Annotated in this window: 8 protein-coding genes and 1 pseudogene; 5 read left to right on the top strand and 4 right to left on the bottom strand. The window is 50.6% G+C overall.

All coding sequences use genetic code 11. The features are described 5' to 3' along the window. Positions 1-90: 90 nt before the first annotated feature. Complete coding sequence (locus EI42_RS28480; RefSeq protein WP_111326034.1) at positions 91-732, bottom strand: AAA family ATPase; 642 nt, start codon at positions 730-732, stop codon at positions 91-93. A 421-nt stretch (positions 733-1153) separates the two neighbouring features. Further along, positions 1154-3265: a MerR family transcriptional regulator gene (locus tag EI42_RS28475; protein WP_111326033.1), complete on the bottom strand. Its 2112-nt coding sequence runs from the start codon at positions 3263-3265 to the stop codon at positions 1154-1156. A gap of 416 nt (positions 3266-3681) precedes the next feature. Between EI42_RS28475 and EI42_RS28470 the strand changes: the two genes are divergently transcribed. The 4 genes from EI42_RS28470 (at position 3682) to EI42_RS28455 (ending at position 9627) form a co-directional block, all read left to right on the top strand. Next, positions 3682-4344 (top strand): RNA polymerase sigma factor, encoded by a 663-nt coding sequence (locus tag EI42_RS28470; protein ID WP_111326032.1) that lies wholly within the window; start codon positions 3682-3684, stop codon positions 4342-4344. 539 nt (positions 4345-4883) lie between these two features. Next, positions 4884-6074, top strand: coding sequence for a M20 family metallopeptidase (locus EI42_RS28465; RefSeq protein WP_111326031.1), 1191 nt, complete (start codon positions 4884-4886; stop codon positions 6072-6074). Positions 6075-6222: 148 nt separating this feature from the next. Continuing rightward, positions 6223-8130 carry an ABC transporter ATP-binding protein gene (locus tag EI42_RS28460; protein ID WP_111326030.1) on the top strand — a complete coding sequence of 636 codons (1908 nt, stop codon included), beginning with the start codon at positions 6223-6225 and terminating at the stop codon, positions 8128-8130. A 273-nt stretch (positions 8131-8403) separates the two neighbouring features. Beyond that, complete coding sequence (locus EI42_RS28455) at positions 8404-9627, top strand: WD40/YVTN/BNR-like repeat-containing protein (protein ID WP_170142980.1); 1224 nt, start codon at positions 8404-8406, stop codon at positions 9625-9627. A gap of 103 nt (positions 9628-9730) precedes the next feature. On the opposite strand, the gene EI42_RS28450 is transcribed toward EI42_RS28455, so the two are convergent. Continuing rightward, entirely contained in the window at positions 9731-10267 is a 537-nt protein-coding gene (locus EI42_RS28450) for an RNHCP domain-containing protein (RefSeq protein ID WP_211326386.1), read from the bottom strand. 623 nt (positions 10268-10890) lie between these two features. After that, positions 10891-13614, bottom strand: coding sequence for a valine--tRNA ligase (locus EI42_RS28440; RefSeq protein ID WP_111326027.1), 2724 nt, complete (start codon positions 13612-13614; stop codon positions 10891-10893). Between the two features lie 1080 nt (positions 13615-14694). Here EI42_RS28440 and EI42_RS34050 point away from each other — a divergent pair. Then, a pseudogene (locus EI42_RS34050) lies at positions 14695-14870 on the top strand (RNA-guided endonuclease InsQ/TnpB family protein); the annotation flags it as partial.

The raw sequence follows: 14870 nt of genomic DNA, 5'->3' as shown, positions 1-14870 counted from the left end.
AGGTGATTGGTAAGGATGCATGAACAGTGTGTGGGTTCACTTAACATAATGACACTATCTTTTTGGAAAGGCAAGCCCTGAAGTTCTTGTTCAGGCAGGGATCAGCAGCTTTTTTTCTGCCTGAAACACCATGGCTAAAAACCGATCCAGGCTATGGATAAAGCATTCCAGCGGCCCCATGTTATTTATCACGGTCACCGGCTGCTCAAGATCAAATTCCAGTTGACAGTGATGCAGCATATACTCACGGTTACTTTTGGAATAATAGCGCCGAAAGATATCATCTGAAAATGACGGGTGGTCGTCATGTGATCTGGCCCGCTCGACACGTTCGTGAACACGAGAGATGCACGTCTCAAGATTCGCATGAATAAAAAGAATAAATGCATCTTTCAGAAAATCGGGGCTGAAGAGACTCAATGCCTGCCGATAGTCGTCACGTGCGAACTCAATTGTCACCAGATCAGCCGTTGTAGACGTCAGCCGAACCTGTTGTTCCAGTTCAATCAGCGCATCATCCAGTACCGAGAGGTCTGTTGCATTGAAGCCATTATGTTCAGTGGGCTGGAACTTTTCATGATGAATATCTGCGAGAAACATGGCACGCAGAATGTCATAATCGTTAAAATGCTGATGTTGTCGTCCGGTTTCCTGCACCATTTGCTTCAGATAGCGGGCAGCCGTGGACTTGCCACTACCCGGGCGTCCCAGTACAAACACTTTGGTAGTCATAGCTCTCTCCTCTCGGCTAACAGAGGTTATTCATCCAAATAGGAACCTGCGAACCTTCCCCCGTCAGAAGCGAAACAATCTCAACAATGGCGACAAAAATGAGAGAAGGGCGCGTTTCCCGCGCCCTAACATGGTATAAGCCGAGACAGATCTGCTACGAAGAAAGGACACAAGCTGTTGTGTCCTTTTGCAGTTCTCTTTATACGCATGTACCCAAACGATCACACACTGTCGGCCATTATTCCGCTGTTAAGCTTCACACCTTGTCTGTTCTCAGGCTTACTGGAGTTTTTTTCGTTAGCACCTTGTTAGAGATAAGTATACCGGAGACGCCAATAAAAGCACGCTCAAAGCCATAGACAACGTACCGAAAAAGGCTATTGCCGGTCGCTTGCAAATACATGTCAATATAGCAACGCGCCTATCTACTTACTTCATCCGGCCCTGCGGGAAAGTGCAAGTATCCTCGCTTATCGGGGTCCCAACTCACAACGATATTTCCCCCCTTGCGCTTTCCAATATCAAGCACCTCATCCAGAAAACGGGTGAGCAAAAGTCGAGTCTCAACAACAGCACGCTCGCCGGGATAGCGAGCAAGAATCTCTTTCAATTTGCGATATGAGTACGAGGAGACACCGAGTCGTACCGTGATATTGGTTAATGTCACCATATTTTCGGGCAGCGTTGGCTGTCCCGGTGGAATACGCTGAGGGTCTATCTGATAGGAACCACTTAGCACCGACAGCAAGAGCTCTGCTTTGGCCCGAGCCTGCTCAAGCGGCATACCTTGCAGCAGGATATAGTACCGATCCGCACTGATACGATAAAACTCACAAACAGCATCATCCTTTAACGCACGCAACTGGCCCCGGATCCGTAAGCCAACCGCTTTACTGATATCCCGCGCCATGCGATCACCATATTTATTCGCAAGGCTGCTCTGATTATCGATGTCCAGACTGATAAATGAGATATCCTTTTCCCTGATCTCCTCTCCCTCATAGATATGTTGAAGCAAGGTCTCAACATGCTCGATGAACTCATTCTCCGTCAGGAACGGGGCAAACTGCGTATCAACAATCGCGGGAGCCGCAATCATCTCGCGCAAATGGCCGACCGGTCTCATGCGCGCCTGATAGATTTCAAGCAAGATACCAACCATTGTCCCGACCATCCGTAAGACACGCTGATCCGCCAGCGAGAACGCATGCCGAGACGGTGAGGTGACGTAGATGACCGCAACCGAAACATTGTCGCGGCCCAAGACTGGCACCGCAATGGACGAGCCGAGCCGATACTCACGGTTAGGGTTCGCCAGCAAGATATCTTCTTCGGAGACCACAGGATGATAGACTATATGACCGCTCTGGAACGCTCGCAAACAGGGATCCATCGAGGCCCCTTGAGGCACAACGGCGGTACTGCCTACCTTATGCGGTGAGAGAGCGCTTTGCGCGCTGACAATCAGGCCACGCTGTTGCAGGGAAAGCATCGATAAGGGATAATCAGGCAAAAGAATGCAGCTAAAGAGCCAGCGCGGGTGATTATCAATGCCCTTTCCACCCAGCCGAATGATGGTCTCAGCCAGACCATGCAGAATGGCGTCCTGCTCATGATGCATATAATCCGGATCCGTTGAAGAGTCAAAGACATCGCGCATGCCCGGACCTAAACAACGCCGCGAAAGCTCCACATTCTCATAAAGAGGTCGCAACAACAGGCGCACGGTTTCGACGATTGGCGCCTTGAGTGTCAGACGTCTGGACCGCCGTTCCAGCAAAATATAGGTGCGGTCACGTGGTTCCTCTTCAATACTATCCTCGGTCATGACAGCAAGAGGCAGCAACCGAAAATCCGAAGCATACTCGAAGGTGGGAGCGGGCACCAGCAAGGTCTGAGATGAGCGGTTCTGATTGAGCCAGCCAACCAGCGCCTCACCAACCTGTTCCAGATCCTCAACGTTCTGAATATTCATCAGGGAGATCTGCGGATTTAAAGGTAGAACAAGACATGCTGTCGTATGGGGAAGCTCTTCGCAGAGTAAGAGCAATGAGAGACGTAGAGCATGAGAGGCAAAGAAACGCCAGAACGAATCTTCTCGGCTCAGATCCACGCGTTGATTGATCGGCAGGGTCGCAAAACCGCCACCCTCTTGCCCATAGGATATGGGCTGTCCATTTTGTCTGTGTTGCTCATCAGGAACATAAAAGGTACGCCAGATCAAATCAATATCGGGCGGAATGTCACTCGGCGCGTATCCCGCATCGATTAATTCACGAATGATTGCCAGCTTATCCAGTTCCTGAGGAGTATACAGGCGGCGTCCCTTCGGGCCAGTCGGGCGCAGGGGACGCAACAATCCATACTCTTCCCAGTCACGCAAGCGGTTTTCGCTCAAATTGAAGAGTTCAGCAGCCCGACTGATCGTCACGGTCGCCTCAGCACGCCCTTTTTCAATGTACCGTAAAACCCTTCTTTGAACGTCTTCCTGCTGGAGGTGTTCTTTTACACGCCTCATACTTCTTTCGTCCATACCGCCTCCTGCCGCGCAGAATAAAACAGATGTAACAAGAAAAGGTCTGTTTTATAGTAACATATATGTCAGAGTTTGTATAGCTATCTTCCCTCTATACAACACCAGGAAAGTTCAGAACGCGCTCAGTAAAATTCTTCTCACTCCTCTTTGTAATATAGGATAAAATTGCTAATTTCGTCAATATCCACCCAATATTGAACTGAAGCGGCGTTATCCAACTTGTCAAAGGAGTATACCAGGTAGCATCCGTTGACAATGGTATTCTCTTCGGGTAATATTACTTTATATAAGGCAGAAATTACTTATCAAACATGAACTTTCTTGACATTCTCCTGACAGCGGTACCAAAGAAAGATCGGGGATCAACTCTGTAGGCAATCATTATTCATTCTCCTTTCAGGAGGGTTTTACAAGTGAAGGCGAGCACAACTTCCTCGACACCTGTCGCAACCCGGCCACTTGATGACCAGATCTGGTACGACTTATATGTCTGGCTGCTGCCTCTTGTTGAAAAATGGGTGCGCTACGCTAATGTAGTGGCCTGGTACGGGCAACAGAAAGAAGTTTCGGAAGATATCACACAGGAAGCTGTTCTACGTACCTTCCACTACAATCAGCGCGCTGATCACGGAGAAGTACGGCCAATCGATTCTCTGAAGTCCCTGTGTAAAACAATTGCACAGAATTACTTCCGGGATCGCCGCAAAAAAGACTGGAATCTTGTACGGCCCTCTCAAGAAAATTCTGGACCTGAAGAAAGTTATCCTCATCTAGAATCGTTAGAAGATCCCTCACAAATCGCGGTCGATCATCTGCTGTTGAAAAACGTGATCACGATAGCAGCGCGTCTAGTCGTTCGTTTCCCTCCGGGACAGCGAGCAGCCTTGCTGACAGACCTCGCCCTGATCTCTGATTTTGGCGAGCAGCCTACTCTGCTTGAACAGGTGCTTTCGGAAGAGGGGATTCATTTGCGTGACTATCGCCAGCCACTTCCTGATGATCCCGGTGCCAAAAATCGACACGCGGCACTGCTCAGCATTGCCTACAAGCGCTTGCGCAAAGAAGTAAGCCTGTAACCGGGTTCAACACCGGTCAGAGCCCATCGTTCACGGACAGGCCTGCGCTGAAAAAATGAGCAAGCGCCCAAAGAGATTGCTGCTTCTTGCTGTCGCTCAGGAGAAAAGGGCAGCCTGAGGATACGGCATACCCTGAAACCACCGACTTTATATGCTGGCGCACTTATCAACTCCCTCTTCAAAATCTCCTCCATAAAAGTCGCTGCCGCTTGAATGAGCTCCTCAAGCCCTTCCAGCAGACAACCACATCCTTTATCTCGGGAGAGAGCCTCTCTTATTGTTTTCGCACAAACTTGACATTGTCACGCTGCTACTAGAAAAGGGCAAAAACTAAAAATGGAAGGCACGAGATAATGATCTCAAGGCACCCTCAGCGCCCGCACGCAGATCCCGTATTCTCGTTGCCACCATCGCTAAATCACAGTCGATCAACAGCATCGTTCTTTTCTATTCCTTTTCCTCAATGTGGTAGAATGAACAGCAAGGCCTTAACAGATGCCTGTCGTGTCCCGTAGTATCCCGGAAGGATTTTTGACATCATGCAACAAGAAATCCGCAATACTACGTATGCTTCATCTTATCTTCCTCTTTTTCGTTCGTATCTGCCTGAATTTCTGAAACGTCTGGAAACCCTGGTAAACATCGACTCAGGAACAGGTCAGATTGCAGGAGTTAATCGCATCATCGAGCAGCTTCAAATCTGGCTGCATGAACTGGGCTGCAAGATCACCCTCCATCCTGTTGAGGAATTTGGCAATAACCTTGTAGCACAGCTTGAAGGAACGGGCACACAACGTATCGCTCTGGTCGGTCACATTGATACTGTCTATCAGCCCGGAGCCACGCAGCTTCAGCCCTTCTCTGTCAAAGGTAGTGCGGCCTATGGACCCGGCGTTCTCGATATGAAATCCGGAGTGCTGCTTGCGCTCTATATCATGCGAGCGTTTCAGGAAAAGCAGTTTCATGACTATCGCGAACTCTATCTTGTCATCAACAACGATGAGGAAGTTGGCTCACCCGGCAGCCATGAACTACTCACCAGCATAGCGCACAAGATTGATGTCGGACTCGTTCTGGAACCCTCGCTCGCGTTTCATAGCATCACCAGCGCACGCAAAGGGACAGATAGATATCTGCTTGAGGTTCAAGGCGTCTCAGCTCATTCAGGGGCCGAACCACAGAAAGGGCGTTCTGCCGTTGTTGAGCTGGCCCATAAAATCCTTGCTATTCAACATTTGAACAGTATGTTTCCCGAGGTGACCTTTAACTGTACCTGTCTCAGCAGCACAGAAACCCTCAATATCATTCCAGATATGGCCCGCTGCTACGTCTCCGTTCGAGCCGGTAGCCAGGAGGCACTGGATCAGGCAGCGAGAGCGCTGGAAAGTATTGCGATCGGCCAGAGCATTCCTGACACCATTACTACCCTCACGCGGACACCTGGACGGCGGCCCTATCAAGTAAATGCGGGAATTCAGGAACTTCTTGAGCGCTTGCAGGCCGAAGCCCGGGCACTGGATATCTCGCTCTCGGGTGAAGTTGATGGTGGTGTATCCGATGCTAATATTCTGGCGGCTACAGGTGTTCCCACGCTTGATAGCCTCGGCCCGGTAGGAAGTGGCATGCACAATCTGGAACAGGAACACCTCATTATAGAGACTATTCCAATACGTGGGGCACTGGTAGCCGGACTGATTCATCAGCTCTGCCTGTCAAAATTGACAGGGTGAGAACCGTTCGGCAGGTCAGTGGCTTTTCCGTTCCATCAGAGTAGAATCCTCATATGGGGCCGCGCCGAAAGCGCCTGCCTCATATGAATTTTTCTTGTTTTCAAAAAAGGGCAATCTTTTTAGAAGCAGGTGAGGAGGACCTTATTCTATGTCTATTCATGGTATGCATGGTGGGAGGATGAGAGCGTATTATGAGGAACAGAAAGCCCGGGGCCACAAAACAGATGCCCATACTGTACGACGTGTCATCGCATCATTCCGCCCGTACAAAATGCAGGTCCTTCTGGTGCTTGGGGCAATCCTGACAACCACCCTACTCGGGCTTATCAATCCTTTAATGATTCAGCGCATTCTCGATGATGCAATCTTTGCACGCCGCGATATGCATTTGCTCTTCATCTATGTAGCCATTATGGTTGTCACTCCTATCGTCTCGGGGATCGTTGGCGTTGGCCAATCTTATCTGAATAATACAATCGGGCAGAACGTAATGCGAGACTTCCGCAACAGGCTGTACAGCCATTTGCAGCGGATGTCCCTGCGCTTCTTCACCAGTACGCGAACAGGCGAAATCCAGTCCCGACTTTCAAACGATGTCGGGGGTGTGCAGAATGTTGTCACAAACACCGCTCCAAGCATCATTTCAAACCTCTCCACAACTATCAGCACAGTTATCGCGATGTTTATTGTTAGCCCGTTGCTGACCTTTGTTTCACTTGGTCTCTTGCCCCTCTTTCTCTGGATTACCTATAAAGTAGGGAATATTCGACGTGAAACCAGCAAAGAAACCCAGAAGAGCATGGCCGAGCTGACGGCAATGATGCAGGAAACGCTTTCCGTCAGTGGTATCCTCTTGATGAAAACCTTCGGGCGTCAGGAATATGCACGAGAGCGCTTTGAAAACGAAAACCAGCATCTGGCAAAACTGGAAATCAGACAGCAAATGATCGGACGCTGGTTTTTTATGTTTATCGGTATATTCTTTTCTATCACTCCAGCAATTGTCTATCTGATAGCGGGCTGGCAGATTATCCAGCATGTGAATTTCCTCGGGCAGCCGCTCAGCCTCGGCGCTATCGTCACCTTTACCACGCTCCAAAGCCGCCTTTTCTTCCCGATCGGACAGCTCCTGAACATTCAGGTTGAGATCCAGGGTGCTCTTGCTCTTTTCGAGCGCATATTCGAGTATCTGGATCTGCCAATTGAGATCAAGGACAAGCCCGAAGCCCTGGAACTCAAACCAGAAGAGGTGAAAGGTGACGTTCGCTTTCAAAATGTCACCTTTACCTATAAGGGACAGTCAAATGCAGAGACATCCGATCCCGGGCTGAATGGAAATGCTCCTCGCGAGCTTCATCATACAGCTCTGCACTCCGTCTCTTTTACAATTAAACCCGGCCAACTGGCCGCGCTAGTTGGCCCGAGTGGAGCAGGCAAAACAACAACAACATACCTGCTGCCACGCCTCTATGATGTTGATAGTGGTTCCGTGCAGATCGATGGACATGATGTCCGAGATATCTCGCTGAACTCATTAAGCGAGCTTATTGGCATGGTCACACAGGAAACTTATCTCTTCCATGCGTCTATTCGTGAAAATCTGCTCTATGCAAAGCAGGACGCAACCGAAGAGGAAATTATTGCAGCCACCAAAGCCGCCGCAATTCATGATCGTATTATGGAGCTTGAAAACGGTTACGATACGGTTGTTGGAGAGAGGGGCTATAAGCTCTCTGGCGGCGAAAAGCAACGTATTGCGATTGCCCGTGTGATCCTGAAAAATCCACGTATCCTGATACTCGATGAGGCTACAAGCGCGCTTGATACACATTCCGAACGTCTGATTCAAGCAGCGCTCGATCCTCTGATGAAAGGGCGCACAACGATCGCGATTGCCCATCGTCTCTCAACCATTCTGGCCGCAGATCTCATCCTGGTTATGGACAAAGGCAGAATCGTTGAACAGGGAACTCATCAGGAATTACTGGCAAAAGGTGGCCTGTACGCTCACCTCTATAACGAACAGTTCGTTCATACACACGGCATTACTGCATAGCACCAGAAAGTCTCTGTCTTCAGGCAGGGGATAAATGGCATAGTATCACTCCAGAAGCAGGGAGAGCCTGGCAGGTTTTCCCTGCATTCCTTCCTCTTCCAGGGAAAAACATGCACCAAAATTACCACAACAATTCAAATTAAGCACCCAATATGGCATAATACGTACAGTACCTTTGATCGTTTCCTTTCATAACAGTTCTATGAAGTTTCCAGCCATTGTAATAAGAACAGCATATATGCTGCGGCAATGTCTGGGGCAAAGGATGCAACGATGCATATTCCACCATTCCGCACAGGGAGGCTGCAACGCTGCTGCTCTCAATCGTTTTCGCGTACAACCTGGCTCTCGTTTCTCTTGCTTGGTAGCCTTCTTTTTCTTCCGGCCTGCCAGCAACCGTCTCGCACACCCTCCTCTTCCCCTTCTTCCCCCCGACCGCTTAATACTCCCGCAAATGAACGTCTCTCATTGCTCAATCTCCATATGTTTGACGAGTTCCACGGTTGGAGCACCAGCGCTGATGGCGTTCGCGTTTTACGCACCACACACGGCCCTACCTCCTGGCAGGAAGTCACGCCACCACACACAGCCTCCTCTTCATCTGACTCATCGTATATTCATACCGCAACCTTCCTTGATATGCAGCATGCCTGGGTCGTCTGGCCTATCACAACCATGCGTGGCGGCATTCTCATCACGCGTACTCTCGACGGTGGGGATACCTGGCAACACATTACTCTCTCTATACAGAATGCCATTGTGCGACAGATTTCTTTCCTGACGCCACAAATTGGCTGGCTACTCCTTGAGAGAAATAATCCCCATCAGCATGCTTCCGAACTCGAACTCCTGCAAACCAGAGATGGTGGTGCAACCTGGACGCCCGCCTCACGGCCAGATACCAGAGCCAACAAGCAGAACATCCCGAACGGCCTGAAATCCAGCTTCTCGTTTATCTCTCCCTCCACAGGCTGGCTTATCGGCTCTGCCTTGTACTGCAAGACGCAAGATGGCGGTCAGACCTGGCAAAAACAAACGCTGCCCTTTCCACTCAAGAGGCATGAACATATCACCATTCACTCTCCCATTTTTCTGAATAAGCAGGATGGTATTCTTCCCGTCAGTTTTGTAATCCCGGGGACAGCTATTCTCAACCTGTACCTCACGCATGATGGAGGCAATACCTGGCAGCGCACAACTCCTATTCCGGGAATCGCGACCGCGCTGGCCACGCTCGGTCCCCGCTCCATCTGGGCAGCAGGCCTGACCAATCAGGGGGTAGAGCTCTATGTGACACAAGACAGCGCTCTCTCCTGGAAACGAACCTCCTTTACCCCCCAACGACCGCTCACCTCCATTGCGCAACTTCAATTCGCCACGCCACAAAAAGGCTGGCTCCTCGCCTACGCCCAGTCGGAGACTGTCCTGTATCAGAGCTTTGATGGGGGAAACTCCTGGCAATTGGTGATCCCTATCCTGCAACAACCCCTTACGTGACCACAAACAAGTATAATGTGTCCTCTCTTGTCTGAGCATGGTACAAGAGAGGGCACATAATCAAACAGGGCTGGATCAAACGATCAGGTGGGAAGCAGCCACACTAACCAACGTCTGCCCAATCGGGCAGGCTCTGCACATACTGCTCATCCAGCCACTCCTCAAGCTGCTGCATCTTGACCTCTCGCGCCGTCCGGGGAGGCACCTGAGGCAACGAAAGCATCAGCTCATAATCATCATCCGCTGCGATACGATTAAAGCGCTCCACACCACAGCCCAGGCAGCGATGAACCAGCACATCTTCACCCGCATTCCTGACGAAACGGGCAACTGGCTGCATCACCGAGCCACACTCACTCAGACGATCTCCCGGTTTCTTTGCATCCACATGTCGGGAGTAGAGACAGAATGGACAATGATTACGGTGCTTGCCACCACTGGGCAACGGGCAGACAAAGCGTTTACAATGCCTGCACTTAAACACCTCTTCTTTCACCGAATGACGGGGCTTCTGCTTCCTCTTTGCATCAACACGAGTCGAGCCCTTGAAGTCTTCGGCGTCTTCACCATCATAAATGTCTAACGCAATCGCATCTTCCAGATGCAGAAATTTCTTGCCTTGCTTGCGGTATTGCTTCAATGGAAATCCTTCTTCTTTTTGTGCCTGACAACTGACGATCAATGAAGTCGCTCAACAGCGACGAACGAAGAACAAGCGCTACCGCAAACTGCATTTTTGCGTTAAACATACAACACCCTTTCTGTATTTTAAACATGAAAAACTACTATATCCTGCCTTGTCCTTAAAACCTGTTGAAAAAAGGCAGAAAAAGGCCCGGAAACATCAGTCAAAACAGGATAGAAAAACGAGTGAAAGTTTATGCGGGGAAAGCACTGAGGAGTAAAAAAAGAGGCGTACAGGAAAAGAGACGCCTTCTCATAGGAAGAAGCGCCACAAAAAGCAAACTATTCCGTTTGTCTTTTTATGAGTATACAACGAGATCCGCACATAGAGCGGGGTCAGGCACTAATTCGAGTTGTGCCCCAGCTTCTCGATTGTATGTTCTTGATTGTCTTTGCCTGCGCCTTAACGGCTCTCAGTGCTCCTGAAAAAGCGGACTTGCATCAAAAAGGCCAGTCCTTTCTAGTGAGAGGTAATGTAAACTGTTTTGAGTATAGTTGCTGCCATTCAAAAAGTCAAGCCTGTAAAAAAGCCCTCCCTCACCCGCATGAGGCAAGAGAGAGCCTTCCTCTTCGTTCGTCTTAGCCTGCAAGCTGTGCATGGCGCTCAAGCAGCTTGCTCACACGCTCTTCGGCGGCGGCCAGCTTCTCGCGCTCCTTCGCTACAACTTCGGGCTTGGCTTTCGTCACAAAGTTCTGATTGGACAGCTTGCCCTGAACACGCGAAACCTCCTGTTTGGCCTGAGCAATCTCCTTCTCAAGACGCTCAAGCTCTTTCGCGATATCCACCATACCGGCAAGCGGCAGATAGATCTCGACGTTCCCAGCCAGCAGCCCCATAGCCTGCTCAATCTTCTGCGAAAGCGCAAAATGCAGTTCTGGCTTCTGCGTGCGGGCCAGGAACTCGATCAATGGAACCTGCTCCTCAAACATCGTGAGCTTATCGCCCACCGCCATAATCACCGGAATACGGCGTGCAGGCTCCACATTCATCTGGTTTCGTGCATCACGAATGCGCGTGATCACTTCCTGAAGCAGGCTGAAATCCTGCTCAGCAGCCTCATCCACAAACCGCTGATGCACCTGTGGCCAGGGAGCCACGATCAACGCAGACGAAGGCCAGAGCGACTGATCAGGCTCAGTCAGACGATAGAGATGCTGCCAGACTTCTTCAGTCACAAATGGCATATAGGGATGAAGCAGGCGCAGGCTCTGATCCAGCACCGCGCGCAAAATGGCAGCGGTATTCTTCCGTGCTGCCTCATCACCCTGCATCTGCACTTTTGCAATCTCTACATACCAGTCACAATAGTCGGACCAGAAGAAATCGTTGATCTGGCGGCCAGCCTCACCAAGCTGAAAGTCATTTATCAGGCGGCTCACAGAGCGCGTCAACTCGGTAAAGCGGCTCAGAATCCAGCGATCAGCCAGCGTTTGAGGCTGCAAATCGGCAATATCGGGAATGCCGCCGCCGATCTCGGCAGTGGTCATCAACACAAAGCGCGATGCGTTCCAGATCTTGTTCGCAAAGTTGCGATTCCCGATAATGCGTTCCTCGATGAGCTTCATGTCATTGCCCGGGGTGCTACTGGTTGCCAGAGTGAAGCGCAGCGCATCCGTGCCGAACTTATCCATGACTTCCAGCGGGTCAACAACATTATTCTTTGATTTGCTCATCTTCTCACCCTTCGCGTCACGCACCAACCCATGCAGGTAGATGGTGTTGAAGGGGATCACGCCCAGGAAGTGAATACCGGCCATGACCATACGCGCTACCCAGAAGAAGAGAATGTCGTATCCCGTCTCCAGCACCGACGTCGGGTAGAAGCGCTGCAAGTCGGGCGTGATATCAGGCCAGCCAAGCGTGCTGAACGGCCAGAGCCATGAGCTGAACCACGTATCGAGCACATCTTCATCCTGATGAATCTGGTCACTTCCGCAGTGAGCGCACTCAGTTGGGTCCTCCCGGCTGACAGTCATCTGACCGCAGGTATCACAATACCAGACCGGGATACGATGCCCCCACCATAACTGACGCGAGATACACCAGTCGTGGATATTTTCCAGCCAGTCCATGTAGGTCTTGTTGAAGCGCTCAGGCACAATGCGCAGCAGGCCCGCCTTCACCGCACCAATAGCAGGCGTTGCCAGCGGTTTCATCTTCACGAACCACTGTTTCGAGATCAACGGCTCAACCACCGTATCACAGCGCTGACAGTGACCGATAGGAATAGTATAATCTTCGATCTTGACGACATAGCCTTGCTGTTCAAGGTCGGCCACCAGATGCTTACGCGCCTCATAGCGATCCTGTCCCGCGTATGGCCCGGCCTCCTCAGTCATCATTGCGTCAAAGCCAATCACCTGAATCGCGGGTAAATTATGCCGCATTCCGATCTCAAAGTCAGTCGGGTCATGCGCGGGCGTCACTTTTACCGCACCGGTACCAAAGCTCGGATCAACCGCCTCATCGGCCACAATCAGGATCTCACGACCAATAATCGGCAGAATGGCGACCCGACCCACCAGATCCTTATAGCGCTCGTCCTTCGGATTGACCGCAATACCGGTATCACCGAGGATTGTTTCAGGACGCGTTGTTGCCACGCTGATATAGCGCGTCTCGGTCTCGCCCTCAATCGGCTTGAGAGGATAGCGCACATAGGTCAGCTTGCCCGGTGTATCAACATGGTTCACTTCCAGATCAGATAGGGCACTCATACAGCGAGGACACCAGTTAATGATGCGCTCACCACGATAGATCAAGCCTTCGTTATAGAGCGTCACAAAGACCTCGCGCACCGCTTTAGAAAGCCCTTCGTCCAATGTGAAGCGCTCGCGCGACCAATCACAGGAAGCCCCCAGGCGACGATGCTGGTCCTGAATGCGATGTTTGTACTGATGCACCCACTGCCAGACACGCTCAATAAACGCTTCGCGTCCGAGCTGATGGCGGTCTGTGCCCTCTTTCGCAAGCTGGCGCTCCACCACGGTCTGAGTGGCAATGCCCGCATGATCCTCACCGGGAACCCAGAGCGTGTCATCTCCCCGCATGCGGTGATAGCGAATCAGAATATCTTCTATTGTAGCCGTAATCGCATGGCCCAGATGCAAGGCGCCGGTCACATTGGGTGGCGGCATGCTGATGACAAACGGCTTTCCAGACGGCCTGGGACGAGGCTTAAAATACCCACCCTCTTCCCAGAAACGATACCATTTGCCCTCGACCGCTTGCGGCTCATAGGCCTTTGGCAACTCAGCAGCCGACGAGGCCTGTATAATTGCTGTATTCTCCTGCTCAGCCATGACCCCTCCAGAATAATGGATAAAAAGAAAAAGAAGTTCTTTGGAATATCTTTGACCAATAAAAAAAGTCCTTCTTCGTCAAGGACGAGAAAGGACGCTCGTGGTACCACCTTACTTCGGTCAAACACTTCTCTTGAGAAGGCTGACCCTCATTTGTGCGATAACGAGCACACCGTGGGAATTCCCTCTACAGGTGCTTCCCAGGCTCACAGGCGACCTTCGGCATAACAGTAAAACCGGGGAAAACTCACAGCCCTTGATTTTCCCTCTCTGAACGGGCGTTATCCCTACTCCTCCTGATCGACGCCAGAAAGTGTTTTCTTCAGTTGTTTCTTTAGTCTAGCGAGTGGAAAGAAGAATGTCAAGCTACTTCAACTTATGCAGCAATTACGTCTCCTTCCACCCGCTCTATCAGCTCATTCGTGCTTCTCTATACTATACTTCTTTATACTAGAACACCATCACTGATACAAAATCATCCCGGGACACCGAAGGCTGTTCAAGGAACCAGTTGGTTATACAAACATACCATCTCTCAAAATCGGCAGGTCTCTCCCAGGAGTATATATAATTTCTATATGTAGAATGAGAAGGGGCTTTCCATAGCGGACAAAAGCTCAAATGCAGTAAGGTCCCTTTGGGAAGCTCCTCAGGGGGGGCCGAAAATCCAGATGTACCAGATGTATAGGAAGGAGCATCCAAGAACCACACATCTTCGCCCCAGGGCTCTTTATAAACATAGCTAGTCAAACCTGGATAAAACTCCTTTTTATCAGGATTCTCCTTTTTGTATAATGGTATATCTACCATCCAATACAGCATACTTTTGTATCTCCTGCCTTCTCCATGAGGGATATATGGAGTATTTACAACCTCACTACGACGCAAACACCCTCCAAACAGTGTATCGAGACCTCCTCGCTCAATCTTTACCAAAAAGCGGCAGAAGGCCCCTGGCTGAAGCCAGGGGGATGGATGGCGCAGGAAGCCATCAGAGTCAGAACGTTCCCCTTCGCTTGACAGAAGGCAATCGTTGTGCGAGAATACACGAAGATAGTGAGGAAGAACAAGGAGCAAGGGATGCTGATCTCCGAATACAAGCTCGATGGGTCAAAGGCGCAATTCGCCGCCATCGAGGAAGCCATCCGCACCACCCAGTTCATTCGCAACAAGTGCCTACGCCTCTGGATGGATGCACGCGGCGTCTCCAGGAATGACCTGCAGCGGTATTGCGCTGTGCTCGCCAAACAATTTCC

It is taken from the genome of Thermosporothrix hazakensis, assembly GCF_003253565.1.
GTDB lineage: Bacteria > Chloroflexota > Ktedonobacteria > Ktedonobacterales > Ktedonobacteraceae > Thermosporothrix > Thermosporothrix hazakensis.
The sequence above is the reverse complement of the archived record's forward strand: the minus strand, read 5'-3'. Positions and strand labels throughout refer to the sequence as shown.